Annotated in this window: 32 protein-coding genes; 20 read left to right on the plus strand and 12 right to left on the minus strand. The window is 69.5% G+C overall.

The window, feature by feature from the left end; genetic code table 11:
- Nucleotides 1-7: 7 nt before the first annotated feature.
- A complete protein-coding gene (locus N803_RS08385; RefSeq protein ID WP_035904176.1) occupies nucleotides 8-364 on the minus strand; it encodes a hypothetical protein in 357 nt (118 codons plus the stop codon).
- A gap of 259 nt (nucleotides 365-623) precedes the next feature.
- Here N803_RS08385 and N803_RS08390 point away from each other — a divergent pair, with 259 nt between their 5' ends.
- Both N803_RS08390 and N803_RS08395 read left to right on the plus strand, forming a co-directional pair.
- A complete protein-coding gene (locus N803_RS08390; RefSeq protein ID WP_035904177.1) occupies nucleotides 624-1139 on the plus strand; it encodes a putative immunity protein in 516 nt (171 codons plus the stop codon).
- Between the two features lie 80 nt (nucleotides 1140-1219).
- A complete protein-coding gene (locus N803_RS08395) occupies nucleotides 1220-1753 on the plus strand; it encodes a glycine cleavage system transcriptional repressor (protein WP_035904471.1) in 534 nt (177 codons plus the stop codon).
- 104 nt (nucleotides 1754-1857) lie between these two features.
- Here the strand turns inward: N803_RS08395 and N803_RS08400 are convergent, their stop codons facing one another.
- Nucleotides 1858-2061, minus strand: a complete 204-nt coding sequence (locus tag N803_RS08400; protein WP_035904179.1) for a cold-shock protein — start codon at nucleotides 2059-2061, stop codon at nucleotides 1858-1860.
- A 239-nt stretch (nucleotides 2062-2300) separates the two neighbouring features.
- Here N803_RS08400 and N803_RS08405 point away from each other — a divergent pair, with 239 nt between their 5' ends.
- From N803_RS08405 to N803_RS08415, 3 genes are all read left to right on the plus strand, one after another.
- Entirely contained in the window at nucleotides 2301-2666 is a 366-nt protein-coding gene (locus N803_RS08405; RefSeq protein ID WP_035904181.1) for an ArsR/SmtB family transcription factor, read from the plus strand.
- A 2-nt stretch (nucleotides 2667-2668) separates the two neighbouring features.
- Nucleotides 2669-3325, plus strand: coding sequence for an SRPBCC domain-containing protein (locus N803_RS08410; RefSeq protein ID WP_035904182.1), 657 nt, complete (start codon nucleotides 2669-2671; stop codon nucleotides 3323-3325).
- A gap of 130 nt (nucleotides 3326-3455) precedes the next feature.
- On the plus strand, nucleotides 3456-3725 hold the full coding sequence (locus N803_RS08415) for a hypothetical protein (RefSeq protein WP_035904184.1): 270 nt from the start codon (nucleotides 3456-3458) through the stop codon (nucleotides 3723-3725).
- Between the two features lie 59 nt (nucleotides 3726-3784).
- Here N803_RS08415 and N803_RS08420 read toward each other — a convergent pair whose 3' ends face one another.
- Complete coding sequence (locus N803_RS08420; protein WP_035904185.1) at nucleotides 3785-4480, minus strand: GntR family transcriptional regulator; 696 nt, start codon at nucleotides 4478-4480, stop codon at nucleotides 3785-3787.
- Nucleotides 4481-4607: 127 nt separating this feature from the next.
- On the opposite strand from N803_RS08420, the gene N803_RS08425 reads away from it, so the two are divergent.
- The 6 genes from N803_RS08425 (at nucleotide 4608) to N803_RS08450 (ending at nucleotide 9870) form a co-directional block, all read left to right on the plus strand.
- Nucleotides 4608-5924, plus strand: a complete 1317-nt coding sequence (locus N803_RS08425; protein ID WP_035904187.1) for an MFS transporter — start codon at nucleotides 4608-4610, stop codon at nucleotides 5922-5924.
- Complete coding sequence (locus N803_RS08430; RefSeq protein ID WP_035904188.1) at nucleotides 5921-6712, plus strand: LamB/YcsF family protein; 792 nt, start codon at nucleotides 5921-5923, stop codon at nucleotides 6710-6712. Before N803_RS08425 ends, N803_RS08430 begins: the two co-directional genes overlap by 4 nt.
- A gap of 10 nt (nucleotides 6713-6722) precedes the next feature.
- The gene (locus N803_RS08435; RefSeq protein WP_035904189.1) at nucleotides 6723-7340 is read left to right on the plus strand and encodes a 5-oxoprolinase subunit B family protein; all 618 of its coding nucleotides are present in this window, start codon (nucleotides 6723-6725) and stop codon (nucleotides 7338-7340) included.
- Nucleotides 7337-8197: a 5-oxoprolinase subunit C family protein gene (locus tag N803_RS08440; protein WP_035904191.1), complete on the plus strand. Its 861-nt coding sequence runs from the start codon at nucleotides 7337-7339 to the stop codon at nucleotides 8195-8197. The genes N803_RS08435 and N803_RS08440 overlap by 4 nt, the downstream gene beginning before the upstream one ends.
- Before the next feature lie 23 nt (nucleotides 8198-8220).
- Nucleotides 8221-9126, plus strand: coding sequence for an amidohydrolase family protein (locus tag N803_RS08445; RefSeq protein WP_035904192.1), 906 nt, complete (start codon nucleotides 8221-8223; stop codon nucleotides 9124-9126).
- Nucleotides 9127-9240: 114 nt separating this feature from the next.
- Nucleotides 9241-9870 carry a DUF1345 domain-containing protein gene (locus tag N803_RS08450; RefSeq protein WP_035904193.1) on the plus strand — a complete coding sequence of 210 codons (630 nt, stop codon included), beginning with the start codon at nucleotides 9241-9243 and terminating at the stop codon, nucleotides 9868-9870.
- Nucleotides 9871-9873: 3 nt separating this feature from the next.
- Here N803_RS08450 and N803_RS08455 read toward each other — a convergent pair whose 3' ends face one another.
- Both N803_RS08455 and N803_RS08460 read right to left on the minus strand, forming a co-directional pair.
- On the minus strand, nucleotides 9874-10401 hold the full coding sequence (locus N803_RS08455) for an SRPBCC family protein (protein ID WP_035904196.1): 528 nt from the start codon (nucleotides 10399-10401) through the stop codon (nucleotides 9874-9876).
- The gene (locus N803_RS08460) at nucleotides 10398-10781 is read right to left on the minus strand and encodes an ArsR/SmtB family transcription factor (RefSeq protein ID WP_035904197.1); all 384 of its coding nucleotides are present in this window, start codon (nucleotides 10779-10781) and stop codon (nucleotides 10398-10400) included. The genes N803_RS08455 and N803_RS08460 overlap by 4 nt, the downstream gene beginning before the upstream one ends.
- 189 nt (nucleotides 10782-10970) lie before the next feature.
- Between N803_RS08460 and N803_RS08465 the strand changes: the two genes are divergently transcribed.
- From N803_RS08465 to N803_RS08480, 4 genes are all read left to right on the plus strand, one after another.
- Nucleotides 10971-11564 (plus strand): dihydrofolate reductase family protein, encoded by a 594-nt coding sequence (locus tag N803_RS08465; RefSeq protein ID WP_052112070.1) that lies wholly within the window; start codon nucleotides 10971-10973, stop codon nucleotides 11562-11564.
- Nucleotides 11565-11584: 20 nt separating this feature from the next.
- Nucleotides 11585-11965 carry a YciI family protein gene (locus tag N803_RS08470; RefSeq protein ID WP_211253490.1) on the plus strand — a complete coding sequence of 127 codons (381 nt, stop codon included), beginning with the start codon at nucleotides 11585-11587 and terminating at the stop codon, nucleotides 11963-11965.
- 19 nt (nucleotides 11966-11984) lie between these two features.
- The gene (locus tag N803_RS08475; protein WP_035904200.1) at nucleotides 11985-13247 is read left to right on the plus strand and encodes an RNA polymerase sigma factor; all 1263 of its coding nucleotides are present in this window, start codon (nucleotides 11985-11987) and stop codon (nucleotides 13245-13247) included.
- A gap of 61 nt (nucleotides 13248-13308) precedes the next feature.
- On the plus strand, nucleotides 13309-14319 hold the full coding sequence (locus tag N803_RS08480) for a hypothetical protein (protein ID WP_156969705.1): 1011 nt from the start codon (nucleotides 13309-13311) through the stop codon (nucleotides 14317-14319).
- On the opposite strand, the gene N803_RS08485 is transcribed toward N803_RS08480, so the two are convergent.
- The gene (locus N803_RS08485) at nucleotides 14291-14746 is read right to left on the minus strand and encodes a pyridoxamine 5'-phosphate oxidase family protein (RefSeq protein ID WP_035904202.1); all 456 of its coding nucleotides are present in this window, start codon (nucleotides 14744-14746) and stop codon (nucleotides 14291-14293) included. The two genes, N803_RS08480 and N803_RS08485, sit on opposite strands and share 29 nt — an antisense overlap.
- A 61-nt stretch (nucleotides 14747-14807) precedes the next feature.
- Here N803_RS08485 and N803_RS08490 point away from each other — a divergent pair, with 61 nt between their 5' ends.
- The 4 genes from N803_RS08490 (at nucleotide 14808) to N803_RS08505 (ending at nucleotide 16538) form a co-directional block, all read left to right on the plus strand.
- A complete protein-coding gene (locus N803_RS08490; RefSeq protein WP_052112071.1) occupies nucleotides 14808-15278 on the plus strand; it encodes a hypothetical protein in 471 nt (156 codons plus the stop codon).
- Between the two features lie 10 nt (nucleotides 15279-15288).
- Nucleotides 15289-15666, plus strand: coding sequence for a DUF1304 domain-containing protein (locus tag N803_RS08495; protein WP_035904203.1), 378 nt, complete (start codon nucleotides 15289-15291; stop codon nucleotides 15664-15666).
- A gap of 72 nt (nucleotides 15667-15738) precedes the next feature.
- The gene (locus N803_RS08500) at nucleotides 15739-16107 is read left to right on the plus strand and encodes a UBP-type zinc finger domain-containing protein (protein ID WP_035904205.1); all 369 of its coding nucleotides are present in this window, start codon (nucleotides 15739-15741) and stop codon (nucleotides 16105-16107) included.
- Between the two features lie 17 nt (nucleotides 16108-16124).
- Nucleotides 16125-16538, plus strand: coding sequence for a PPOX class F420-dependent oxidoreductase (locus N803_RS08505; RefSeq protein ID WP_035904207.1), 414 nt, complete (start codon nucleotides 16125-16127; stop codon nucleotides 16536-16538).
- Here N803_RS08505 and N803_RS08510 read toward each other — a convergent pair.
- Genes N803_RS08510 through N803_RS08530 form a run of 5 tightly spaced genes read right to left on the minus strand, consistent with a single transcriptional unit; the run spans nucleotide 16510 to nucleotide 20120 of the window.
- Nucleotides 16510-17001 (minus strand): SRPBCC family protein, encoded by a 492-nt coding sequence (locus N803_RS08510; RefSeq protein WP_035904208.1) that lies wholly within the window; start codon nucleotides 16999-17001, stop codon nucleotides 16510-16512. The two genes, N803_RS08505 and N803_RS08510, sit on opposite strands and share 29 nt — an antisense overlap.
- Before the next feature lie 23 nt (nucleotides 17002-17024).
- Entirely contained in the window at nucleotides 17025-17432 is a 408-nt protein-coding gene (locus N803_RS08515) for an aromatic acid exporter family protein (protein WP_035904209.1), read from the minus strand.
- On the minus strand, nucleotides 17429-17758 hold the full coding sequence (locus tag N803_RS08520) for a hypothetical protein (RefSeq protein ID WP_245617113.1): 330 nt from the start codon (nucleotides 17756-17758) through the stop codon (nucleotides 17429-17431). Before N803_RS08520 ends, N803_RS08515 begins: the two co-directional genes overlap by 4 nt.
- Nucleotides 17755-19341 carry a radical SAM protein gene (locus N803_RS08525; protein WP_425402405.1) on the minus strand — a complete coding sequence of 529 codons (1587 nt, stop codon included), beginning with the start codon at nucleotides 19339-19341 and terminating at the stop codon, nucleotides 17755-17757. Before N803_RS08525 ends, N803_RS08520 begins: the two co-directional genes overlap by 4 nt.
- Nucleotides 19338-20120, minus strand: a complete 783-nt coding sequence (locus tag N803_RS08530; RefSeq protein WP_035904211.1) for a prolipoprotein diacylglyceryl transferase — start codon at nucleotides 20118-20120, stop codon at nucleotides 19338-19340. The genes N803_RS08525 and N803_RS08530 overlap by 4 nt, the downstream gene beginning before the upstream one ends.
- Nucleotides 20121-20347: 227 nt before the next feature.
- Here N803_RS08530 and N803_RS08535 point away from each other — a divergent pair, with 227 nt between their 5' ends.
- A complete protein-coding gene (locus N803_RS08535; RefSeq protein WP_245617115.1) occupies nucleotides 20348-21838 on the plus strand; it encodes an APC family permease in 1491 nt (496 codons plus the stop codon).
- Nucleotides 21839-22177: 339 nt separating this feature from the next.
- On the opposite strand, the gene N803_RS08540 is transcribed toward N803_RS08535, so the two are convergent.
- A complete protein-coding gene (locus N803_RS08540) occupies nucleotides 22178-25111 on the minus strand; it encodes a helix-turn-helix transcriptional regulator (RefSeq protein ID WP_035904213.1) in 2934 nt (977 codons plus the stop codon).
- Nucleotides 25112-25150: the final 39 nt, after the last annotated feature.

Genomic DNA, 25150 nt, shown 5'->3' on the forward strand with positions numbered 1-25150 from the left:
CCTCGGCTCAGGCACCGAAGTACTCAAGGCCCTTGCCATTGGCGCCGTTGGGGTTCATCCGGCCCGTCTCCTTCGGGTCGCCGATCGTCATCTTCTCGAAGATCTTGAGACCGACCGGGAGGCCTTCGGCGCGCAGGGCGGCGTAGCCGGCGTCGACTGCTGCGTCGCACTCGGCCTCGTAGCCCTCGAAGCCGGCACCGTCCTGCGCCGACAGCACGAACCAGTTCGAGCTGGTCGGCCCGTTGAGGGTGTACATCGGGACGAAGCAGTGGTGGGCCATGGCGGGTGCGGCGACGACGACGGCCGCAGTGCCGGCGGCCGCGACGGCGAGACCGGCACGGCGCAGGGTCTTGCGTGGGGACATGAGTTCCTCCTGTGGATGGGCCCGGCGGACCTCGGTGGCCGCCGTGGGTGTGGGACCACGGTCCAGCCGGGCGCGTCCCGTCCGACAGGGGTGGGCGTCCCGATCCACCGGGACGTTTCGAGGTGTTGCGGCAGGAGGTGTCGGGGCAGGAGGTGCCGGAGGGAAACTGTGGGGTCCGGAGGGCACATAAGCCTCCGGACCCCACACGTACCCTCATGGGGAGCAAAAGTTGGGGGCGGGGGTCAGTAGGGTGGCGGCGATGATCCTGCCGAAGGTCCGCGACCCGCGACTCATCACGGTGCGTCGCGGAGGCACGCTCACCGACGCCGACCACCAGCTCCTCACGCTGTGGGCGGCGCAGTGCGCGGAACACGTGCTCGACCTGTTCGAGTCGGCTGAGCCCGGCGACGAACGCCCCCGGGCCGCGATCGAGCACGCGCGGGCATGGGTGCGCGGCGAGGTCCCGATGATGGAGTCGCGAGCTGCCGGTGGGCACGCCATGGGTGCCGCCCGGCCGCTGCGTGGTGCTCCACGCTTCGCGGCGTATGCCGCGGGGCAGGCCGCGTGCGTTCCTCACGTCGCGGAGCACGACCTGGGCGCCGCCGCCTATGCCATCAAGGCGGTGTTGGCCGCGGCTCCTGCTGCGTCGGCTGAGGAGGTCCGGTTGCGGGAGCGCGACTGGCAGCGCGAGCAGTTGCCGGACCAGGTCCGCGACCTCGTGCTCGAGGACCAGACGCGTCGCAACGACATCTGCTGGTTCGTCTTCGCCGACTGACCGGCCGAGTCCACCGGCGCACGGAACCGGGCGGCACGGCATACCGGCGTGTTGCGGTGGAGCGTCGCTACGATCGAACGGTGACCACCACACTCGTCCTCTCCGTCATCGGCGACGACCGCGCCGGACTCGTCAAGGCGCTCGCCGACGTCATCGAGCAGGGCGGTGGCAACTGGGAGCGCAGCCATCTCAGCGAACTCGCCGGCAAGTTCGCGGGCATCGTCGTCGTGACCGTGCCCACCGACCGGGCGGACGACCTGCGTTCGTCGCTGGAGCCGCTGCAGGGTCTGCTCGACGTGGCCGTGCACGACGGCGCTGTCGTCGAAGCGGCGGAAGGCGTGCAGGAGGTGCGCGTCGAGCTGCTCGGCAACGATCAGCCCGGCATCGTCGGCAGGGTCTCGGGCGTCCTGGCCCAGCACGGTCTCAGCGTCGCCGAACTCGTGAGCACGACGCGGGACGCACCGATGGCCGGCGGGCGACTGTTCGAGGCGATCGCGGTGGCAACGGTCCCGGCCGACGCCGACCTCGATGCGTTGCAGGCCGACCTCGAGCAACTCGCGACCGAGATGATGGTCGACCTGACGCTCAGCCCGCACGACGACGACGCCGACTGACTCTGGTCACGGCGCGAGGCGCCAAACCGGAACACAACGAAGGCCCCCGACCGTGTGGTCGGGGGCCTTGGTCCGAGATCAGGATCTCGAAGCTGGAAGAAGGATCAGAGACCCTTGACCTTCTCGGCCTGCGGGCCCTTGGGACCCTGGGTCACGTCGAACTCGACCTTCTGACCCTCGGTGAGCTCGCGGTAGCCGGTGCTGTCGATCGCCGAGTAGTGAACGAAGACGTCAGCGCCGCCACCGTCCTGCTCGATGAAGCCGAAGCCCTTTTCGCTGTTGAACCACTTCACGGTGCCGGTTGCCACTTGGTGTTGCCTTTTCTGTATCGCGAGCGCTCCCGTGTGGAGCGCTCAGTGCCGCCGATGCTCACATCCGGAAAACTCACGCGACCTTCGCGCTGCTTCTCGACCGTGTTGGCCACGCGGACGTGGACTGAAAGGCAACAGCGATGACGTTAGCAGTCTTCGACGCTTCGGACCCAGCGCGCAGCGCGAACCTAAACATTGGTCTTGACTTATATAAGCGTATACGCAAATAATGAACCATGCACGCGCTCGACGTCCTCGGTGATCCGGTCCGTCGCCGCATCCTCGAACTGCTGGCCGATGGCGAGCTCAGTGCCGGGGACGTGGCGGCAACGATCGGCACGGAGTTCGGCATCAGTCAGCCAGCCGTGTCGCAGCACCTCAAAGTGTTGCGGGACAACGGTTTTGCCAGTGTTCGTGCCGAAGGAACACGACGCCTGTATGCCGTTGACGCCCGTGGCGTGACCGAGGCCCGTGAGTGGTTGTCGGCCTTCGAACGCTTCTGGCTGCCGAAGCTCGCCGCACTCGACACGGAGCTCGCCCGGGGCCGCCGCCAGCGCCGCCTTGCATCCGAAACCCAGAAAACACATCCCAAGGAGACCTGATCATGGTCGATGTCCTGTCCCAGCTCGGCGCCGTCACGCGCGAGTTCCGCAACGACGAGGTGGATGGCGAGCCGTCGCACATCCAGACCCTCGAGCAGACGTATCCCTCGCCGATCGACGACGTGTGGGACGCGGTCACCAGCGCGGAGCGCATCCCGCGGTGGTTCCTGCCCATCTCGGGTGACCTCGTGCTCGGCGGTCGCTACCAGCTCGAGGGCAACGCCGGCGGTGAGGTCCTCGAGTGCGAGCCACCGACTGAGGGCAGTGGTGCGGCGCGCTATCGCGTGACATGGGAGTACGCCGGGGGAGTCACGTGGCTCACCGTGCGCCTCCACGGCGAGGGCGAGCGGACTCGGCTCGTCCTCGAGCACCTGGCTCGCGCCGCCGACGTGCCTGCCGAGATGTGGGAGGCGTTCGGCCCGGGCGCGACCGGTGTCGGCTGGGACAGCGGACTGCTCGGTCTCGGGCTGCACCTCGGTGCCACCGACGGGAAGCTCGCGCCGGGCGAGGCCGCCGCCTGGGGTGCGACGGACGAGGGCAAGCAGTTCTATCGCGGTGCGGCTGACGCGTGGGGCGCTGCGCACGCTGCCTCCGGAGTCGACGCCGATGTGGCCCAGCGCGCCGCCGACGCGACCTATGGGGCCTACACCGGCGCCTGAGGGACTGGATCGCGTACCGCCGGACATGCAATGGCGCTCTGGTGCGGGTCTCGCTGCCCGGTCCGGAGCGTGTGGACGACCCCCCGCGGGGGCCTCCCCTGGACTACTGCATGTCCGGCGGCACGCTGCTGTGCTGCCGCGCTGGTCAGGACTCGAGCAGGAGGAGTGGGCGCGCTACTTCAAGAAGCTGGCGGCCCTCGGCAAGCTCGCCGCGGGCCTCGCACACGAACTCAACAACCCCGCCGCGGCGATCGAGAGCTACTCCCACATGGACCGCGCCGACCGAGCACTTCACCGACGTCCACGAGGGCATCGAGGACCCGCTTGTCATCCTCGCGCACCGCGGACGGTCTTCCGCGTGGCGCTGCCCCTTTCGGTGCCGCTTGCCTCGGACGCCTGACACCCGGCATACCGGCGTGTCGTGTCCCCAACCCGGGAAATGGGTGAGATCGGGACGGGTCAGGCGGTGGTGGTGACGACGGCGAGGAGGGCGGTCTCGGCTGCGGTGAGGTATTCCTCGAGCTCATTCCGTGCGCCCTTGACATCGCCCCGACCGAGCAGGTCGACGAGGGTGCGATTGCGCCGCAGGAACGGCTCGTGCAGCGCCTCGCGGTCGGGCAGTTGGAGGAAGGCGAGCCGCAGTTCCGCGAGCAGCCCGTCGAACATCGACGACACGTGGACGCTGCCGGCCGCCGCGACGAGCCGCCGGTGGAACTCGATGTCGCCGGTCCCGACGCTCTCCCAGTCGCCGGTCTCGGCGGCCTGCTCGGCCTCGGCGACGATCGCGTCGAGGGCTGCGAGAGTCTCGCGACTCGCGACGATCTCCCCGAGTCCGAGCGGCTCGAGGAGTCGTCGGGTCACATACATCTCGCGTATGCCGTCCGGTCCGATCGTGCGGACGAAGACGCCTTTGTGGAGGGCGTGCTCGACAAGCCGTTCGTGCCCGAGAAGTCGGAAGGACTCGCGCACCGTGTTGCGGGAGACCCCGAGTGCGGCCGCGATCTGCTCCTCGCGCAGTTGCGCCCCCGGGAGGATCCGACCCTGGGAGATCTGGGTGCGCAGCACACCGGCCACGGCCTCGGCAGTGCTCGCCCGGCGGGGGAGAGCCGGCAGGGCACCCAGGTCAGCGTCGACGGGAACGGGGGCGGACGGCATACGCGGAGCATAGTCACGACTCTCAAAAATGTTGCCGAATCCTCTTGTCGGATTGTTCAACAATCCGATACCTTCGTCGGAACCGAGCCGACACCGTCGTCGGCCCCCGGACGTCAAGGAGCATCCCGTGAGCGAGACGACCCCCAAGGTTTCGTCCGTCCGCCGCGTCATCATCGCGAGCCTCGTCGGCACGTCGCTGGAGTGGTACGACTTCTTCATCTACGGCACCGCAGCAGCCCTCGTCTTCAACAAGCTCTTCTTCCCCGAGTTCGACCCGCTCGTCGGCACGCTGCTGTCGTTCGCCACCTTCGCCGTCGGGTTCATCTCCCGCCCGCTCGGCGGCATCGTCTTCGGCCACTACGGCGACAAACTCGGCCGCAAGAACGTCCTCGTCGTCACGCTCCTCCTCATGGGGCTCGCGACGTTCGCGATCGGCCTCCTCCCGACCTATGCGTCGATCGGCTTCTGGGCGCCCGCACTCCTCGTCGTCCTCCGCTTCCTCCAGGGCCTCGGGCTCGGCGGCGAGTGGGGCGGCGCCGTCCTCATGACCCTCGAGAGCGGCGAATCGCACCGTCGCGGGCTCAACGCGAGCTGGCCGCAGGTCGGCGTGCCGTTCGGCCTGCTCCTCGCCAATGGCGTCCTGTCGCTCATGGGCGGCGTCACGTCCGACTCGGCCTTCCTCTCGTGGGGCTGGCGCGTCCCGTTCCTCCTCAGCGGCCTGCTCGTCATCGTCGGTCTTGTCATCCGCATGACCATCGCCGAGAGCCCTCTCTTCGCCGAGACCGAGGAGTCGGGCCACAAGGCCAAGGCCCCGATCGTCGAGGTGTTCCGCAACTACCCCAAGCAGGTCGCGCTCGCGATCGGTGCGCGGGTCGGCGTCGACGTCGCGTTCTACACGTTCGTCCTCTTCATCACGACGTACGTCACGACCTACCTCGACCTCCCCAAGAGCTACGCCCTCAACGCCGTGCTCATCGCGGCAGCCGTCCAGGTCTTCGCCATCCCCTTCTTCGGCCACCTCTCCGACGTGCGCGGACGGCGTCCCGTCTACATCGCCGGCGCGGTCGCGGCCGCCGTGTGGGTGCTCATCTTCTTCCGGCTGCTCGACACGGGCAACGTCGTGCTCATCGTGCTGGCGGCCATCGTCGCGCTCATCGTGCACGCCGCGATGTACGGCCCCCAGGCGGCGTTCATCTCCGAGATGTTCCCGACGCGCGTGCGCTACACCGGTGCGTCGATGGGCTATCAGCTCGCCGGCATCGTCGGTGGTGCGCTCGCCCCGATCATCTCGACGTGGCTGCTCGACCGCTACGACAGCTCGCTCGCCGTGTCCGGCTACGTCGTCGCCATGCTCGCCATCACCGTGGTCTGCGTCTTCCTCGCCCCCGAGACGTCGAAGGCCGACCTGGGTGACGGCGCCCCCCTCGAGGAGGCGCGGGCGTGACAGCCGTCATCGACCTCAACAGCGACCTGGGCGAAGGGTTCGGGCGCTGGACCCTCGGTGACGACGAGGCCATGCTCGGACTCGTCACGAGCGCCAACGTCGCGTGCGGCTTCCACGCCGGTGACCCGAGCATCCTGCGACGGGTGTGCGCGCAGGCGGCGGAGCGCGGCGTGGCGGTCGGGGCGCAGGTGGGCTATCGAGACCTTGCCGGATTCGGCCGCCGCCACATCGACGTCGACTCCGCTGAGCTCGTCGACGAGGTGATCTACCAGCTCGCCGCACTCGACGGCATTGCCCGCGTTGAGGGCACGCGCGTCAGCTACGTCAAACCGCATGGTGCGCTCTACAACGACGCCGCGTCGTCGCCGGTCGTTGCCGGTGCCGTGGCCGAGGCGACCGCCGCGTATGCCGGGTCCGCGCCGTCCGAGGACGCCTCACCGTTCGTGTTGCTCGGGCTCGCCGGCTCCGAACTGCTCACCGCGGCCGAGGCGGTAGGGCTGCGACCCGTGGCCGAGGCGTTCGCGGATCGGGCGTACACCGCTGAAGGGCTCCTGGTGTCGCGGCGTGAGCCGGGGGCTGTGCTCCACGACCCCGCGACCATTGCGGCGCGATGTGTCCGGCTCGCGACGGAAGGTGTGGTCGAGAGCATCGATGGGACGACCATTTCCGTTGCGGCACAGTCGATCTGCGTCCACGGCGACACCGACGGGGCCGTCGCCATCGCACGAGAGGTTCGGCAGGCGCTAGAGGGGGCGGGCGTCGAGATCCGCCCGTTCACCGGGTCATGAGGAGGTCGTCATGAGGGAGGTCCTGCCCGCCGGACACGGCGGCCTGCTCGTCGAGTGCGCCGACCTCACCGACGTCATGAACCTCCATCGGGCGCTCGAGGCCTCACGCCCTGCGGGCGTCGTGGACATCGTCCCCGCGGCTCGCACGGTCCTCGTCACCCTTTCCGACGGGGCCCCGCGTGCCGAGGTCGTCGCGGCGATCCATGCCGTGGACACGCGATCGCTGACGGAGACGGCCGATCGTGCCGAGGTCGTCGTTCCGGTGACCTACGACGGAGGTGACCTCGAGGACGTCGCGGAACTCACCGGCATACCCGTCGATGAGGTGGTGCGCCGGCACGCGGCGGCGGACTACGTCGTTGCGTTCACGGGCTTCGCTCCCGGGTTCGCCTACATCGCCGGGGGCGACCCTGCGCTGCATGTCCCGCGCAGGGCGACTCCGCGAACGCGCGTCCCTGCCGGATCCGTCTCTCTCGCAGGCGAATTCACCGGAATCTATCCACGTGTCGGACCGGGAGGGTGGCAGCTCATCGGTCGCACCGACGTTGTCCTCTGGGACCTGCAGCGGGAGTCGCCGGCCCTCCTCACGCCGGGCACGCCCGTGCGGTTCGAGGCGGTGACGTCGTGATCGAGGTCCTGCGTGCAGGCGCGCTGACCACTGTTCAGGACCTTGGCCGCCCCGGTCTGGCGCACCTGGGCGTAGGCCGGTCCGGGGCCGTCGATCGGCCGAGTCTCCGGCTCGCCAACCGGCTCGTCGGCAACGACGAGGGGGACGCCGGGCTGGAGGTCACGTTCGGCGGATTGTCCCTGACGACAACGGAACCCGTCATCGTCGCGCTCACGGGAGCCCCGGGAGCTGTGAAGGTGAATGGCCGCGGTCGCGACATGTTCGCGCCGCTGGCGCTGGCCGCCGGAGACGTGCTCGAGCTGGGTATGCCTTCCCGCGGCGTCCGCACCTACGTCGCCGTCCGCGGAGGGTTGGCCGTCGAGTCGGTCCTGGGGTCGGCATCCACCGACCTGCTGTCCCACCTCGGCCCGGAGCCGGTGCGGGACGGCGACCGGATCTCCGTGGGGGAGGTGCACGGTGACCTTCCCGGTGTCGACGTCGCGCCGGTGCGCACCCTGCCCGATCAGGTCGTGCTGCGGGTCGTCCTCGGCCCTCGCGACAACTGGTTCACGCCGGACGCGGTCGACGATTTCCGGAGGGGGCGGTTCGAGGCGACGTCCTCGTCGGACCGGATCGGAGTGCGCCTGACCGGCCAGCCCCTGACGCGGAGGAACGCCGACGAGCTGCCATCCGAGGGGATGGTCGAGGGCGCGGTGCAGGTGCCGCCCGACGGCCAGCCCGTCGTCTTCCTCGCCGACCATCCGGTGACCGGGGGCTATCCGGTGATCGCCGTCGTCCATCCCGCCGACATTGCCCTCGCGGCTCAGTTGCGACCCGGACAGGCCGTCCGGTTCGAGGTCGCCTCGCTCGGCCGCTGACCCTGCCGAGGCAGGATGGCCGTATGCCGACTCCATCCGTCCCGCTCCCGCCCGACGAAGCCGCTCTGGTCCGGTCACGCCTCGACGCGCTCGGACTTCCGGGGATGATCGACGTGCACACGCACTTCATGCCGAAGCGGGTGCTGGACAAGGTGTGGGCGTACTTCGACAGCGCCGGGCCGAAGCTGGGTCGCGAGTGGCCGATCGCGTATCGCGGCACCGATGAGGAGCGCGTGGATCGGTTGCGGGAGTTCGGTGTCGAGCGGTTCACGTCGTTGAGCTATCCGCACAAGCCGGGGATGGCCGGGTTCCTCAACGCATGGTCCGCGGACTTCGCCGGCGCCCACCCGGACGTGCTGCGGTCGGCCACGTTCTTCCCCGAGCCCGGTGCGGATCGCTATGTGCGAGAGGCCATTTCAGCCGGGGTGCAGGTGTTCAAGGTGCACGTGCAGGTGGGGGAGTTCGACCCCAACGACACCCTGCTCGACGGGGTGTGGGGCGCGCTCTCGGACAGCGGGACACCCGTCGTCATCCATTGCGGGGATGGGCCGCTGCCGGGACCGTTCACCGGTGCCGCAGGTGCGTCGGAGTTGCTGCGACGCTTCCCGCGACTCACCCTCGTCGTCGCGCACATGGGGATGCCGGAGTACGCCGAGTTCCTCGACCTCGTCGCTGCCCACGAACGGGTGCATCTCGACACGACGATGTCGTTCACGGACTTCACCGAGTCGATGCACCCCTTCCCGGCGGAGCTGCGCGGACGGCTGGCCGACCTGGGGGAGCGGGTGCTGTTCGGCAGCGACTACCCCAACATCCCCTATTCCTATCTCCATGCGGTCGACGCGGTGCTCGGGCTCGACCTCGGGGACGACTGGGCGCGGAAGGTGCTGCGCGAGAACGCCGTTCGCCTCTTCGACCTCGAGGCGTGAGTCTGCGAACCGTCGTGCTGCGGACCGGCGGGACGGCACGGAGGTGGGCGGACGGCATACGTGAATCGGGTTGTCCCAGAGCACGACGCAAGGCGGAGGGCTAGCGTCAGGCGCGTGGATCGGATCACGCACCGCCTCGCGCTTGCCGCGCTCATCGGTATCCCGCTCGGCCTCCTCGTACCACTCGGCGGCGACGTCGACAGGCTCGTGCGGCCGCTCGCGTGCTACGTGTTCACCGGTCTGGCCTTCGTGGCCCCGCTCGCGCGGACGATCCTCACCGAGGATCCCGCTCGCACCCGGGAGCGGATGAGCGGCGGCGACGGTGAGCGGGACCTGTCCGACGTGCTCGTCGTCGCGGTGGGCCTCATCAGCCTGCTCGCCGTTGCGGTCTTGCTCGTCGGCGGCCGGACGAGTGGGGACGCCAAGGCGATGTCGGCGGCGGTCGGACTGGCGACGGTGGCCGTGGGATGGTGCTGCGTCCACGCGATCTACACGATGCGCTACGCGCGGATCTACTACGCGAGCGACGAGCCGCCGATCGACTTCAACGACGACGAGGACCCGGCACTGTCGGACTTCGCCTACTTCTCCTTCAACCTCGGCATGACCTATCAGGTGTCCGACACGGACGTGAAGACGCGGGACCTGCGCAAGGTGATCCTCGCCCACACGCTGCTGTCCTACCTCTACGGCACGGTCGTCATCGCAACGACGGTCAACCTCGTCGCCGGCTTCACGAATTGAGCGTCAGGAGTTGAGCTCGCGTCGGTAGTGCTCCGCGAAGGCCGGGTAATAGTCGTTGAAGTCGATCGCCGCGAGGTCGGCGCCCGTCTCCGCAGCCACCATGCGGTCGAGGTAGTAGTCCCAACCGGGCCCCACGCTCTCCGCGAGCACCGAATCGCCGACCTCCTGGGCGAACGTCAGCGTCGTGACTCCATCGGCCTCGGCGAGGTCGATCTCCCAGCGCCACTCCTCGTTGTGGTCGTCGGGGCGCGCGGAGCGCATCGTGACGCGGCGAGGCGCATCGCACTCATCGATATGGATCGTCTCCTCGGGGGCGTCGGCCGCCTCGGCCGTCATCCAGAACGACACGGCGCCGGTGCTCGGGTCGCCGGCCCAGTGACCGATCCAGCGGACGAGCCGGTCCGACTCGGTCACCGCTGCCCACACGTCCTCGATCGGAGCGCGGAACGTGCGTTCAAAGACGAGGTATGCCGTCCCGTCGCGTTCCTCGTGACGTCCCGTCGCGCTGGGGCTGGTTTGCGTGGTGGTCATGCCGACTCCTCGGTGGATGTGCTGGTGGTGTTGGTGGTCCTGGTCTTGGTCTTGGTGCTGCGGCGTTCGCGGACGGTGCGGCGGACCTCGAGGTCGAGCCCGTCGAGGACCGACTCGTCGAAGCGCGGGCCGCGGTCGAGTGACGTGACGTAGGTCGTCAGGGGTGCGAGGCCGGCACGGTTCAGGCGGTAGTGCCGTTCGCGCCCGACGTCGTCCACGTGGACCAGGTCGGCCTCGCTGAGGACGCGGAGGTGCCGGCTGATCGCGGGCCGGCTGATGCCGTGGTCTGCCGTGAGGTCGACGACCCGGGCAGGGCCCGTGGCGAGTCGTCGCAGCAGATCCCGGCGTACCGGGTCACTCAGTGCTGCGAAGACGTCCACGCTCTATTGGTAACCCATAAGTTACCAATCTGTCAATCGGGCGGGGTCGGGAGGGCAGTGGGCGCGGGCGCCGAAAAACTCGAGAAAAGTCAGACGGTGATGTCGAAATCGGTGGCGGCCACCCGGCATACGGGTCAGAAGGCACCAAACCGGCGCCTCATCCGCAGCACCAGAGTCAAGGAGACAGTCATGGGTTCCATCACGAGCAGCCTGTTCATCTCGCTCGACGGCGTCATCGAGTCGCCCGAGAAGTGGCACTTCCCGTACTTCAACGACGAGATGGGAGCCGTCGTCGGCGAGCAGATGGGCAAGGCTGACGCGACCCTCCTGGGGCGCCAGACCTACGACGAGTTCGCCGGCTACTGGCCGAGCGCCGACCCGGAGGACCCCTTCACGCAGGCGATGAACGGAGCGACGAAGTACGTCGTGTCCTCCACCCTCGAGAACGCGGAGTGGGAGAACTCCAGCGTCGTCACCGGCGCCGACGACGCCGCTGTCGCGGCCGAGCTCACGAAGCTCAAGGAGACGCACCACCTCGGGACGACCGGCAGCGCGACCCTCGTCCGCTGGATGCTCGAGCAGGGCCTCGTCGACGAGCTGCACCTGCTCGTCCACCCGATCGTCGTCGGCACGGGCAAGAAGCTCTTCGAGGGCGGCGCGACCGTGCCGCTGACCCTCGTCTCGTCCACCACGTTCAGCACGGGCGTGCTCCACTTGGTCTACGCACCCGCACCCGCACCCGCACCCGCGGCCGGCGACGCCACCACCCCCGCAGAAGCCTGAGGAGAACGATCGTGCGCTACATGGTCATGCACTACCAGACCCAGGAGAACGAGGACGGTGTCGTGCCGTCGGCGGAGGAGCAGGCCGCCATCGGCGAATACATGCGCGAGGCGTCGCTCTCGGGTGTCCTCCTCGGCGGGGAAGGCGTCCACGGGAGCAGCAAGGGCGCGCGGCTCGAAGTCACCGACGGCAGCGTGCGCGTCATCGACGGGCCGTTCGCCGAGGCCAAGGAACTCATCGCCGGCTTCGCCATCCTCGACGTGTCCAGCCTCGAGGAAGCCGTCGAGCACGCCCGCAAGTTCGCCCTGCTCGTCGGAACGCACCGCGTCGACGTGCGCCAGGTCGTCGAATTCGCCGACCTCGCCCTGCCCGAGCAGGCTGACCAGCCTGAGCAGGCCTGAGCGAGAAGGTGATCCAGCGATGAGCGCAGCCGTCGACGCGACGATCGCCACCCTGTGGCGCGTCGAGTCGCCGCGCCTCATCGCCCGTCTGGGCCGGCTCGTCGGCGACCTCGACACCGCCGAGGAGCTGGCCCAGGACACGTTCGCCGCAGCGATCGAGAAGTGGCGGGCGGACGGCATACCGGACAATCCGGCTGCGTGGCTGACGACGACGTCGCGCTACCTCGCCATCGATCGGATCCGACGCCGCGACACCGGCCGCGACAAGCTCCGCACCGTTGCGGCGACGACCCCGGAGGTGACCGAGATCGACGTCGACTCCCTCATCGACGGTGACCTCGCCGACGACCTGCTCGGACTTGTCTTCATGTCGTGCCACCCGTTGCTCGCCCCCGACGCGCGCTCCGCTCTCGTGCTCAAACTCGTCTGCGGACTCACGACGACCGAGGTCGCCAACGCGTTCCTCACGCCGGAATCGACTGTGGCACAACGGATCGTGCGCGCCAAGCGCACCCTCGCCGCCGCCAACGTCCGCTTCGAACTCCCCGACGGAGCGGATCGGGTCAAGCGGCTCGACGCGGTCCGGGAGGTCGTGTACCTCCTGTTCAACGAGGGGTATGCCGCGTCGTCCGGTGACGCGTGGGTCCGCACCGATCTCTGTGACGAGGCGATGCGCCTGGGGCGCATGCTGGTTGAGCTCACCCCGCGTGACCCCGAGTCGCTGGGACTGCTGGCGCTCATGGAGATCCAGGCGTCGCGCCTCGCGGCCCGCGTCGGCCCGGACGGTGGGCAGGTGCTCCTCATGGACCAGGACCGGTCCCGCTGGGATCGACTGCTCATTCGACGCGGTCTCGACCTCATCGGCCGGATCGATGCCCTGCGCGGAACCGCGGGCCCGTATGCGCTCCAGGCCGCTATCGCTGCGTGCCACGCTCGGGCCGCGACGCCGGACGACACGGACTGGGCACGCATCGCAGCTCTCTATGACGGCCTCGTGCAGGTCGTGCCCTCGCCCGTTGTCGAGCTCAACCGCGCCGTCGCCGTCGGTCGGGCGTTCGGTCCCGAGGCGGGGTTGGAGATCGTCGGGCCGCTGCGTTCGCTTCCCGCGCTGGCCAACTATCACCTCCTCCCGGCCGTCGCCGGTGACCTCGAGTGCGCGGCCGGGCGGCACGCCGAGGCCCGGGACGACTTCCTCCGGGCGGCATCGCTCGCCGGCAACGATCGGGATCGCGCGACGATGCAAGGACGCGCAGCCGAGTGCGCCGTCCATTCGGCCTCCTGATGATCCCAACGGACGGTCGATTCGTCCCCCGACGCTGGCCCGCTGTGTCAGGCTGGCCCGCGTGACGAGCGCGGGTGGGCAGGACCAGATGGTCGTGGCGAGCGAGTCGGGGATGGATGAGATCGATGCGAGCGCGCCCGAGACGACTGTGCTCGGGCCGGGGTCGCCGGCTCGTCCATGGCAGGCGTTGCCGGGATGGGCAGTCTTCGTCCTCGCCGGGGCCGCATGGTGGCTCGTCGGCTTTCTCCCCTGGATCGTCGAGGGACTCCACGTCGACTCGTCGTCGGCCTGGCCGAACTTCTATACGGTCGACACTCCGCGAGTGGCGCTCCCGTTCGGCGAGTACCAGTTCCCGGCCCTCCTCACCAGCAGCATCATCGGCGGCGTCGCGGCGCTGGCTGTCGCACGGCTGGGTGCAGCAACAGTGGCACGCCCGAGGCTCCTGGCAGCAGGGGGCGCGATCGTCGCCATGACCGTCGCCTTGGGACAGACGCTGCTGACCGTCACTCCGGGGCTCGCGTCGATGTTCGAGGCGCGCCTCCTGGTCCTGGCCCTCGCCGTCGCGGCCATCGCCTCCGCGCTGCTGGGTGTCCTCGTCGGCGCCGCGTTCGCGGGACGACGCGGCGTGGCCTGGCTCCTCGCCGGGGCGCTGCTGGCGTCGTTCACCGGCCCGTGGTTCACCGACCTCGTGCACCGGGGACCCGCCGTCGACCAGCCCTGGACCGAACTCGTTGCCCGCACCTATCCGGGGATCAGCGGCGTGGTCCTGGGTCTGGTGCTCGGCGCCTACGGCGCGCGACCCGCACGTCGCCGGTTGGGCTGGCTTTCAGCCGTCGTCATCGCGTGGGCCATCCCGGTGGGCCTGTCGCTCCTGGCCTACGTGACCTATGCCGTCACGCGAGGACCGCTGCGGCAGAGCGTCATCACCGATCTGGCCCACTCCCTGCGGGGTGAGCTCCACTACTGGCTGACTCCCACCGTGAGGATTGTCGGGCCGCTGGTCCTCGCCGTCGTCATCGGCGCCGTGCTCTCCGGGATGAGGGTCAGTCGAGCCAACGACCATCCTTCATGAGGGTGCGGTCCGCGATCTCGGGGTACTCCCGCCACGCCTGAATCACGGTCGGAGTCACGACGTAGGCCGCGTAGTCGGGACCGGCGGCGCGTGGATCCCAACCGGTGCGGACGGCATACGCGTCCCATCGTTCTTCCGGGAGCGAGTCGAGAGGCGCCTCGACAACGGAACCGTCGATCATGACGACGTCCCGCAGCCCACCGAGTGCGAGTCGGACGTCACCGGTCTCGCGCAGGTTGCGACCGGCAGGCGTGGATCGCCCCGTGGCGAGCAGGATCGACGCCCCGTCCCAGTCGAACGACAGCGGCACGAGCCCCGGGGCGCCGCCTCTCGATGACGCCGTGGCGACCCAGACGTCGATGTCGTTCTCGAGGCGGGCGCGGGTGTCGGCAAGGCGTGCCTCGCGCGACCGAGGGGCGGGATCCATGAACCCCATCCTGCCCCTGCGACGCAGTGGCGGTGTCGGTGGCGCCACCTAGGTTTTCGCCATGCCCGAATGGTCCGATGTCCTCACCGCCGTCACCTCCGCCCGACCCGATGATCGCGAGGGAAGTCTCGCCCGGTTACGCGATGTCTGGGACGCGCTGGGCGACGACGACCACGCGCAGAAGTGTGTCGTCGCGCACTACGCTGCCGATCTCGAGTCGGTGCTCGATGACGAAGTCCGTTGGGACGAGGCGGCATTCGCGTCCTACGCCCACGTCGGCGACGAGGATCTCGCACCCGTCGGCATCCCGTCCGCACGCGGTCTGGCGCCGAGCCTCCACCTCAATCTCGCGGACGGCTATCTGCGGCAGGGTCGTCTGACCGAGTCCCGCCACCACCTCGACGCGGCCACCGAGGCGCTGCCCGTGTTGGCAGACGACGGCTACGGGCAGCTCATCCGGGACGCGGTGGCCGGCGTCTCCGAGCGATGGGACCTCGCCGACTCCACTGTCGGAAGCCCCGGGCGGGACTAGGGTCACGACCATGGTCATGGTTGCGTACGTCCTCGCCGGCCTCGCGGCCCTCATCCACGTCTACATCTTCCGCCTCGAGTCACTCGCGTGGACCGCGCCGGCGACTCGCAAGGTCTTCGGCACGACCCCGGAGACGGCCGAGGTCACGAAGCCGCTGGCCTACAACCAGGGCTTCTACAACCTGTTCCTCGCGATCGTCGCCGTGGTCGGGATCGTCCTCGCCGCGTCCGGTTCCGAGAGCGCCGGAAAGGCCTTGATGTATGCCGGGTGCGGATCGATGCTTGCCGCCGCCCTCGTGCTCGTCACCAGTGACGGAAGCAAGCTGCGAGCCGCGCTCATCCAGGGGCTCGCCCCGGCGCTCGCCGTGCTGGCACTGCTCCTCTCCTGACGTCGACGGGGGCTGTCATCGCGACCGTGCAGTCGCGAACCCCACGCGACGAAGGCGAGTAGCGTCGAGGTCATGCCCGCACCGGAGACCTTCCCCGAGTCCGCCGACCTCGACCCGAGTGTGCCCCCATCCGGGCCCGGCTGCGCGGAATGCCTTGCGGCACAGGGCTGGTGGGTCCACCTGCGTCGGTGCACCGCGTGTGGTCACGTCGGTTGCTGCGATACCTCCCCTGAGCAGCACGCGACGGCCCACTTCCGGGAGACCGGGCACCGGATCGTGATGAGTTACGAGCCGGGGGAGGTGTGGTTCTGGAACTACGAGACCGAACAGACCGGTCGCGGCCCTGCCCTCGCCGAACCCCAGTCCCGACCCGAGGACCAGTCCTCGCCCGGGCCCCAGGGGCGAGTCACCGACAACTGGCGCGATCTCATCCACCGGTGAGCGGACGGCATACGCGAATGAATGACGAAGCCAGGTTCCTCGGCGAGCAGTCGTACGTCGAGCTGACGACGTTCCGCCGCACCGGCGCACCCGTCGCGACCCCAGTGTGGATCGCGCCGGATGGCGAAGATCTCCTCGTCGTCACCGTCGACAACGTCGGCAAGACGAAACGCCTCGCCCACACCGCCCGCGTCGAACTGCGCCCGTGCGACGTCCGCGGCACCGTCGTGCCGAACGCTCCCCGGTATGCCGGCCGCGCCCGTGTCGATCGTGACCGCGCGGCTGTCGCTCGGGTCAAGAGGGCGATCGGGCGCAAGTACGGCTGGTGGTACCGCGCGCTGACGACGGTCGAGCCGGTCCTCGAGCGGTTGCCGGGGCGCAAGCCGCGCGCGACCATCGTCGTCACCGACGTCGTGCTGCTCGAGCCCTGAGCTCCTTCTCGATGCTGCGGCCGAACCCCGCGCCCATGGCGGCGAGGACCCCGTGCATGCTCGCCTCGACGGCCGGGCGCGCCAGCCGGGGGAAGGGCAGGTCCACGGTGACGGTGAGTTCGATGCGCAGGTGGGTCGAGTCCGTGCCGACGTCGAGGAGGTCGTAGGGTCCGTCCGTTCCGGCGTGCTCTGTGCCAACGGGGCTGTGCCGGAACGTGATTCGTGTTTTCGGGTCGTAGGTCATGAGCTCGGTGAAGCCGAGTTCGAAGGACTTCCCGAGCACGTCGATCTTCGCGAGCTGCCAGTGCCAGAGGTCACCGTCAGGGCCCGTCGACGTCGTGATCGATCGGACCATCGGGGTCAGGCGGGCGATGGCTGTCGGGTCCGTGAGGACGTCCCACACCAGGTCGCTCGGGTGCTCGACCGTCGCCTCGGAGGTCTTCGTCGCGGAGAACGTCGCCATGGCTGCTGCCTGTCAGGTCTGGGTCAGTAGCCCGACGAGCCCTCGATGATCGACACGCACAGGCCGCCGAGCACCAGACTCCCGATGGCCAGGCCGATGATGAGGCCGACACCCCACGGCCGGGTGCTCTTGCCAAAGAGGAACGGCACGCCGATGAGGGCAGGGAGGACGGTCACGAGGAAGATCTTGAGGCCGGTGGGTCCGGGGACTTCGGTGAGGACGAAGGCAAGGATGGGCGCGAAGATCGACACTGGGAGGCCGATGAGGACGCCGAAGAGGGTCTTCGCCCAGTTGGGCAGGCCGGGGGCAGGCGGGTAGGCGCCGTAGGGGTTCTGCGGGACCGGCTGGCCGTACGGGTTCTGGCCCTGGGGGTTCTGGCCGTAGGGGTTGTGACTGTGTGGGTCCTGGCCGGGTGGTGGCTGGTTGCTCATGTGATCCTCCAGGGTCCGAATCCGATGATGAGGGCGGCGATGGCGAGCGCGACGAGTCCGACGAGGTAGGCGAGCACGATCCGGGTGTCGCCGAGCAGGCATTTCGACCGCAGCAGCCCGGCGCGGCGTGCTCGGGCGTAGCCGACGGCGCCGAGAGCGGCGAAGAACGCGAGGGCGATCGGCCCGAGGAGCCAGCCGAGGAGGGCAACGGTGGCGAAGATGCAGAGCCGCAACGGATCGAACGGTGTTGCGGCAGAGGCTGAGGTCGCCGTCGGCGGTCCGTCGTCGAGGGGCACGATGCGCGGATCCAGCGTGGGATCACTCACGACCGGCTCCCCGTTGTCGGACGCCCCGTCGCGGTGGAGATCCGGGTGCGGGACAGTGGTGCCCACGCCTGGACCGCGCAGAACGGCGCGCACTGGTGGGCATCCGTCTCGGCGTTGACCGTCGCCACGTGGACGCAGCACTGGGTGAGCCGCTCCTCGATCATCGTGTTCATGTCCATGAATGGCTTGACCGTCACCCGGAGGACGCGCTCCCCGAGCAGCGATCGCAGCCGCTCCCGCTGGCCCGGCAGCCGCGACGTGGCCAGGGTGGCGAGGGTGCCGATCCCGAGGTCACAGTTGGCGCAGATGTCCTTCCAGATGGAGGCCATCGACGGGTGCGACAGCGACGACTGCTCGCTCAGCAGGTCGAGGAGTGAGTCCTTGACGATGGACTTCATCGCTGCGGGGATCGTGTCGTCGGCGATGCGGTTGGCGAGGAGGTCGGGTTCGAGGTCGAGCCATTCCTTGAGGCGGTCGTGGCCGATGAGCGAGGTGAGCGACCGCCACTCGTCGGCGTCGTCGCGCAGGAGGTAGCCGACGGAGCAGCAGTGCGGGTGACTGCACGGCAGGGCGGTGAGGTCGCGCCATGTCACCTGCCCACCGGTCTGTCCCTCGAGCCGCGCGAGGACCCCGGTGTGGGTGAGGCGGTCGAGGGGGTCGATGCCACTGCCGCGTCCGCTGCCGAAGACGGGTTGGATCGTCACGCCTCCGACGTAGGGCGTGTCGAGAGCCCGCTTGATGACGTGCCCGATCTCGTCGTCGTTGACGCCCAGCTTGGCCGTCATCGTCAGCGTCGTGAACACGCCTGCGGCAGAGAGGCGTTCGATCGCCCGCTCCTTGAAGCGCCGGATGTCCGCGCCACGGTGGTGGATCGACGCCTCGGCGGACTCACCGTCGTACTGGAGGTAGACCTCGACCCGCTCCCGGTGTCGACGCAGCAGCTCGATGAACGCGTCGTCCTGGGCGATGCGCAAACCGTTGGTGTTGATCAGGATTCGCACGATCGGTCGGGCCGTGACGGCGTCGAGCAGCTCCTCGAGCCACGGGTAGAGCGTGGGCTCGCCGCCGGAGAGCATGAGGACGTCGATGCGGCCGTTCTCGCGCGAGAGCCGGGTGTCGATCGACGCGAGCACCGACTCGAGCGGTGCGACCGACGCCAGTGCCGGCGACGACTCGGCAAAACACGTCGGGCACTTGAGGTTGCAGTGGTCGAGCAGGTCCTCGAGCAGGATGCACGTGTGCTGGGTCTGCATCTGCGGCAGCCCGTCCTCGTAGGCACTCGGCACCGGCTTGAAGTTGCCGGTCGTGTCGGGCCCGTGAACCTTGGTGGGGGCCGTCCACTGCTCGAGGTAGGTCAGGATCTCGGGCGACTCGTCATAGAGCGTTCGCACCAATCCGTGTGTGGCACAACCTCGTTCGAGCCAGACGCGCCCGTCTCGCACCGCGAGCCAGCCGCTGAGCCGCTGCACCTCCGCCAGCGGCCGATCGGGAGACTCCTCGTGGCACAACGGGCAGAACGCGTTGACGTAACGGTGCACGCGATAGTCGCGCAACGGCATACCGGATCCGCGGGACTCGCTCACAGCGCCACCTCCACCGGCGTTGGGGACGGGACCACACGATAGGCGCCGGAGCGCCAGCGCCACGCGATCCGCACGACGACGAGCGGCACCGTCACCGCGAGGAACAGCTGCGGCCGGGTCAGCCCCGCCCACACGACCTCGTTGCCGCGCACGAACTCGACGAGGAACCGGAAGATCCCGTATGCCGCGACGTACCAGACGAACGTCTCTCCCGGAGGGAGATCCTTGCGTCGCAACCAGAGCCACAGTGCGACGAAGGCGGCGAGATGGAAGGCGATCTCGTAGACGAACGACGGGTGCAACGGCACGCCAGCGACGCCGCCGGTCGCGGCCGCGGCGCCCGGGTCGAGGGTGATGCCCCACCCGCCGCCGGTGGGTGTGCCCGGCTTCTCGGTGAGGAGGCAGCCGATCCGCCCGACCGCCATGCCCAGGGCGACGGCCGGGGCGAAGAGGTCGCCGGTGCGCAGCCGGTATCCCGCGACGCGTTTGGCGACGTGCACTCCGAGCCAGGCACCGACGAGCCCACCAAGGATCGACCGGTTGCCGTAGGCCCACTGCTCGACGAGGGACGCGTTGTCGCGCAGGTCGACGTGCTGGAACCAGGTGCCGAGCCGCATGAACAGGGCGCCACCGACGAGCGCACCCATGACGACCTGGAGGAGCCGTTCGTCCCGCTGACCGCGGCGCCGTGCCTCGACGAAGAACACCGCCGCAGCGGCCAGAACGCCGAGCGCCACGAAGAGCTCGTGGCTCGGGATCGGGCCGATGCGGGGGATCACGTGTCCCACCCTCCCACCGAAGGCGTCAAGGACGCGTCAAGATCGCGCGAGGGGTCTTGACGTGGGCCTACGGTGAGGGATCGTGACGACTCCTGTGCCCCCGGGGCCCATCAAGAAGTGGCTCCTCGAGGTGGAGGACGCCGACCCCGGCGGCTATTACGAGGGCGAGCGGGAGGTCGAGCGCAAGGACCACGCCCAACCGTGGTGGCGGGTCATGTGTCTCACCGGTGTCGACTACTTCTCGACACTCGGATATCACGCTCGTCCTCATCGCACTGCTCGCGGCGGTCTTCCTCAAGGGCTTCAGCGAGGCCATCGGGGTGGCGGTCGTCCTCGTCGTGAGCTACCTCGGGCTCAGCGCCGTCGTCCTGGCGCGCGGCGTGTGGGAGGTCGCCCAGCACCCGACCGTCTTCGGCGACTGGACCGACCACATGAATGCGGCGCACGCGATGCCCTTCGGGATCATCGCGGCCTCACTGCTCGTCTTCCCCGCGCTCGCCCTGGGCCTGTCCGGCTTCGAGACCGGCGTCGTCGTCATGCCGCTCGTCAAGGGCGACCCGGCCGACACCCACGAAGCCCCGCTCGGTCGGATCCGCAACGCCAAGAAGCTGCTCACGTCGGCGGCCCTGATCATGAGCGTCCTGCTCGTCGGATCCTCCCTCGTGACAACGCTACTCATCCCCGAGGAGGCGTTCCAGCCGGGAGGTGAGGCCAACGGTCGCGCCCTGGCCTACCTCGCCCACGAGCTGTTCGGCGACGGGTTCGGCACGGCCTACGACGCGGCGACGATCGACATCCTGTGGTTCGCCGGTGCGAGTGCGATGGCCGGCATGCTCAACATCGTTCCGCGCTACCTGCCGAAGTACGGAATGGCGCCCGACTGGGCGAGCTCGACCCGTCCGCTCGTCCTGGTGCTCTCCGCCATCGCTGCCGCAGTGACGATCGCGTTCAAGGCGGACGTCGACGAGCAGGCGGGCGCCTACGCCACGGGTGTCCTCGCGCTGATGACCTCGGCGGCGATCGCGGTCTTCCTCACTGAACTGCGGCGGCGCCACCGCAGTGCGGCGCTGTTCTTCGCCGTGGTGAGCGCAATCTTCGTCTACACGTTCGTCGTGACGATCGTCGAGCGTCCGGAGGGCCTCATCATCGCCGGGCTCTTCATCGCGATGATCCTTGTCGTCTCGGTGGCTTCGCGGATCTCGCGCAGCACCGAACTGCGGTTGCGCGACGTCGTCTATGACGATGGTGCCGCGCGCCTCATCGACCGCACGAGCGACGGGCTGAACCCGCTGCGCTTCATCGCCAACAAACTCCATGCGGGCGACGATGCCGAGTACGAGCACAAGAGCCTCGACGTCCGCATCGACAACCACCTCAAGGGCTGGCAGAAGGCAATCTTCATCGAGGTGGAGATCACCGACGCGAGCGACTTCGACTCACCCGTGTCGGTGCGCGCGGTCCGCGTCGGTCGCCACGAGATCCTGCGCGCGTCGGGGACGTCGGTGCCGAACGTGCTCGCTGCGGTCTTCCTCGACATCCGCGACCGCACGGGCATCCCCCCGCACGGCTACTTCGAGTGGAGTGACCGCGCGCCCGGCGCGAACGTGCTGCGCTTCCTCCTCGCCGGCGAGGGTGACGTCCCGCCGCTCACGCACGAGATCCTGCGCCGCGCCGAACCCGACGAGGAGCGCCGCCCCAAGGTCCACGTCGGCGGCTGACCGGCCACCCTGCCGCGGTCGCGCCCTGCACGAAACGGTTCGCGAACCTTCTCGTGACTCGATCACCGGATCGATCCGGTCATCGAGCCACGTCGTGGTTCGCGAACCGCTTTGGGTCAAAGGCATCGCGTATGCCGCCCGCTCACCCTCGCGTCCCCAACTCGCCAATTCCTCCCCTCCGGGACGCGGTATGCCGCCCGCCGGTCGTGCGTTGGCGGGCTCGGCTCAGGCGTCCCCCGAGGACGAAGACCGGCTCGGGAGCCTGGCGGCCCCTCCCGAGCCGCATCGATGAGGCTCGGGCGACCTGACCCGGCTCCCGAGCCGGATTGAGCGACTGGCTCAGGGGATGAGGCCGCGCTCACGGGCGATGGCAGCGGCCTCGGTGCGCGACGACGCCCCGAGCTTGGCGAGGATCCGGGAGACGTGCACGCTCGCCGTCTTGGTCGAGATGAAGAGCTGCTGCCCGACCTGGCCGTTGCTCAGGCCCCGGGCGACGAGTTCGAGCACTTCCTGCTCGCGTGCGGTGAGCGTCTCCGCCGACCCTGCCGTGTCGGAGCCGAACGCCTTGCGCCCGGCCCCCGCGCCGTGGAGTTCGTCGAGTTCGGCCAGGAGTGGTCCCGCCCCCAGTCGAGCAGCCACAACACGTGCAGCCTCGGACTCGCGCCGCGCACCAGCTGCGTCACCCGTCGCCGCGAGCACCGCGGCCAGGCGTGCCCGCGAGCGAGCGGTCTCGTAGGCGTGCCCGTAGCGCTCGAACGCCTCCACCGACGCCACCCAGGCGGCCACCATCTCGGCCGGGTCCGGGGGCGTGCCCGTGCCGAGGCGCCACTGGAGTCGGAGCAGCTCGGCGCGCAGGCGGAGGTTCCACGCCCACGTCTCGGTGTTGGTCTCGTCGAGCGCCTCAGTCGTCGGCTCGCGCACCCCCCGCTGCGGCATGGCGACGATCTGGTCGACGCCCTCCATCATCGCCTCGAGGTCGGCTACGGCCCGGCGGTGCAGCGCATCCGACAGGGTGGGCGCGGCGCTCGCGGCCTGACCGGCGACAAGTGCGGCGAGTCGAACGATGGCGTGGAAGCGACCCCAGGTGCGTTCGAGGAAGTCAATGGCGTCGCGAGCGATGTCGAGGGCCCGGGTGAGGTCGCCCTGCCGCCCGTAGTGCTCGACCGCAGGCATGACGAGCTGCACGACGCCGAATCCGTCGACGTGCCACCACGAGCGCACCGCCGCGATCTCCTGATCGGCAATGTCCTCGCCCCGCCCCGCGCGCACGAGCATGAGCGCCGCGTCGAAGAACGAACGCCCGGGCTGGGGGAGCGCAGGGTCGGTGACGTGGAGCCGTCGCCGTGCGCCGTCCCAGTCACCGAGCTCGTATGCCGTGAGCCCACCGATGAGGAGCGACTCCAGGGCAAAGGGGGAGAACTCGAGGTGGAGCTCGCGGGCTAGTGCGGCTCCCTTGTCGTAGTGCTCCAGGGCCCGGACGAGGTTGCCGCGTCGGTGGTGCATCGTCGCGGCCTGGTGGTGGATGCGGATGCGCAGCGGGTCGGGCCGGTCGCCGAGGTCAGCGAGTAGTCGGTCGATGTGCGCCTCGAGCGCGTCGAGATCGTCGTGGACCTCGATGACGCGCGACATGACCGTCCGCACCTCGGTGAGCGCGCCGGGCAGGTTGAGGCGCTGGGCGAGCGCGGTCGCCTCGTCGCCGAGCTGGGCGGCCTCGGTGTATTGCCGCGTGTCGACGAGCTGCTGCATGTGGGCAGTGAGGACGAACAGCCGTTCCGGGGTGTCCTCAGCGGGGACGAGCGCCATCGCCTCGGCGGTGAGCGCCGGCCCACGTTCACCGACGGCGAGGTCGATGAGTCGGGCCCGGTTCGCGCACGTGGCGAGCAGTCGAGCCCGCATCACCGGGCTCTGGTCGTCACCGGGGTGCTCGATCCGGTCCTGGAGGAGCTGGACCGAGCGCACGACGTCCCCGGCCGACAACGCCGCATCGGAGGCCTCGAGACTGACCTCGTCGCGTTCGGGGGCCGACTCCGGAAGCCAGCCCATGGCCTGCTCGAGGTGCGCGAGGGCGTCGGCGGGGCCGCCGGCGGCCAGGTCCTTGCGGGCCGCCCGTCGCGAGGCGGCGACGGCGGTCTCGAGGTCGCCCGAGGCGGCCGCGTGTCGAGCCAGCTCGGACGCGGGGCCGAGCGTGGGATCGGAAGCCAGCGCCGCGGCATACGCGCGGTGAAGTCTCATGCGCGGCCCGGGCAGGAGGTCGTTCGTCGTCGTCTCACCGATGAGGGCGTGCCGGAACGTGTACGCCGGTGGCCAGCTGGTCTCGATGACGTGGCGTTCGACGCCCTCCGCGATGGCCTCCTCGAGCTCGGGCTCGGTGAGGTCCACCAGCTGCAACAGGAGGTCGTGGCTGATGGTGCGTCCTCCGAGGGCCATGGTGCGCACGACGTGCTGGGCCGGATCAGAGAGCTGGTCGACGCGAGCCCACAGGACACGGCCGAGATTGCCGGTGATCGGCTGGCCGGACACGGTGCTCGCAGCGAGCTCCTCGGCGAAGAACGGGTTGCCCTCGGCGCGGCGGGTGATCTCGACGGTCGTGCGCTCGTCGAGGTCCGGTGACTTCGCGGAGGTGACGATGTCGCGGATGGCGCTGTCCGCCAACGGTTGCAGGTCGAGGCGCTCGACTCCCGCGATGCGTGCCCAGACGGCAAGGGTCTCGTGGAGCGGGTGCTGGCGGTGCAGGTCGTCGGAGCGGTAGGTCACGACGAGCGCGACGGGCGAGGAGAACCCACGGGTCAGCAGCAGCGTGAGGAGGTCTCGTGAGGAGTGGTCGGCCCAGTGGGCGTCCTCGATGACGACGAGCAAGGGGGCGACCTCACCGACGGCGGTGAGCAGGGCGTGGACACCTTCGGCGACTTGGCTGGGTGAGCTGGGCGCGACCGACTCGTCGCGCGCCCCGGGCAGGAGGGCCGCGAGTCCGGGCCGAGCGGCGACAGCGTCCTCGACGACGTCGGGGACCAGCTGCTGCAACCGGGCGACGAGCTCGGTGAAGGGGAGGTGGGCGACGCCGCTGCCGGACTGGCCGACGCAGTGGCCCCAGGCGACGGTCCATCCGGCTGCTTCTGCGTCGGCGGAGACGGTGGCGAGCAGGCTGGACTTGCCGATGCCGGCGTCTCCGGACACGACGACACCGACCCCGCGGGGATCGTCGAGTCCGAGGATCTCGGTGATCCGGGCGAGGTCGGCGTCGCGTCCGACGAGCTCGCGCACGGGAGGAGTCATGAGTGGAAGTATTGACGACTCCACTGACTCCTGCGTCGC

The organism is Knoellia subterranea KCTC 19937, from assembly GCF_000768685.1.
Classification (GTDB): Bacteria; Actinomycetota; Actinomycetes; order Actinomycetales; family Dermatophilaceae; genus Knoellia; species Knoellia subterranea.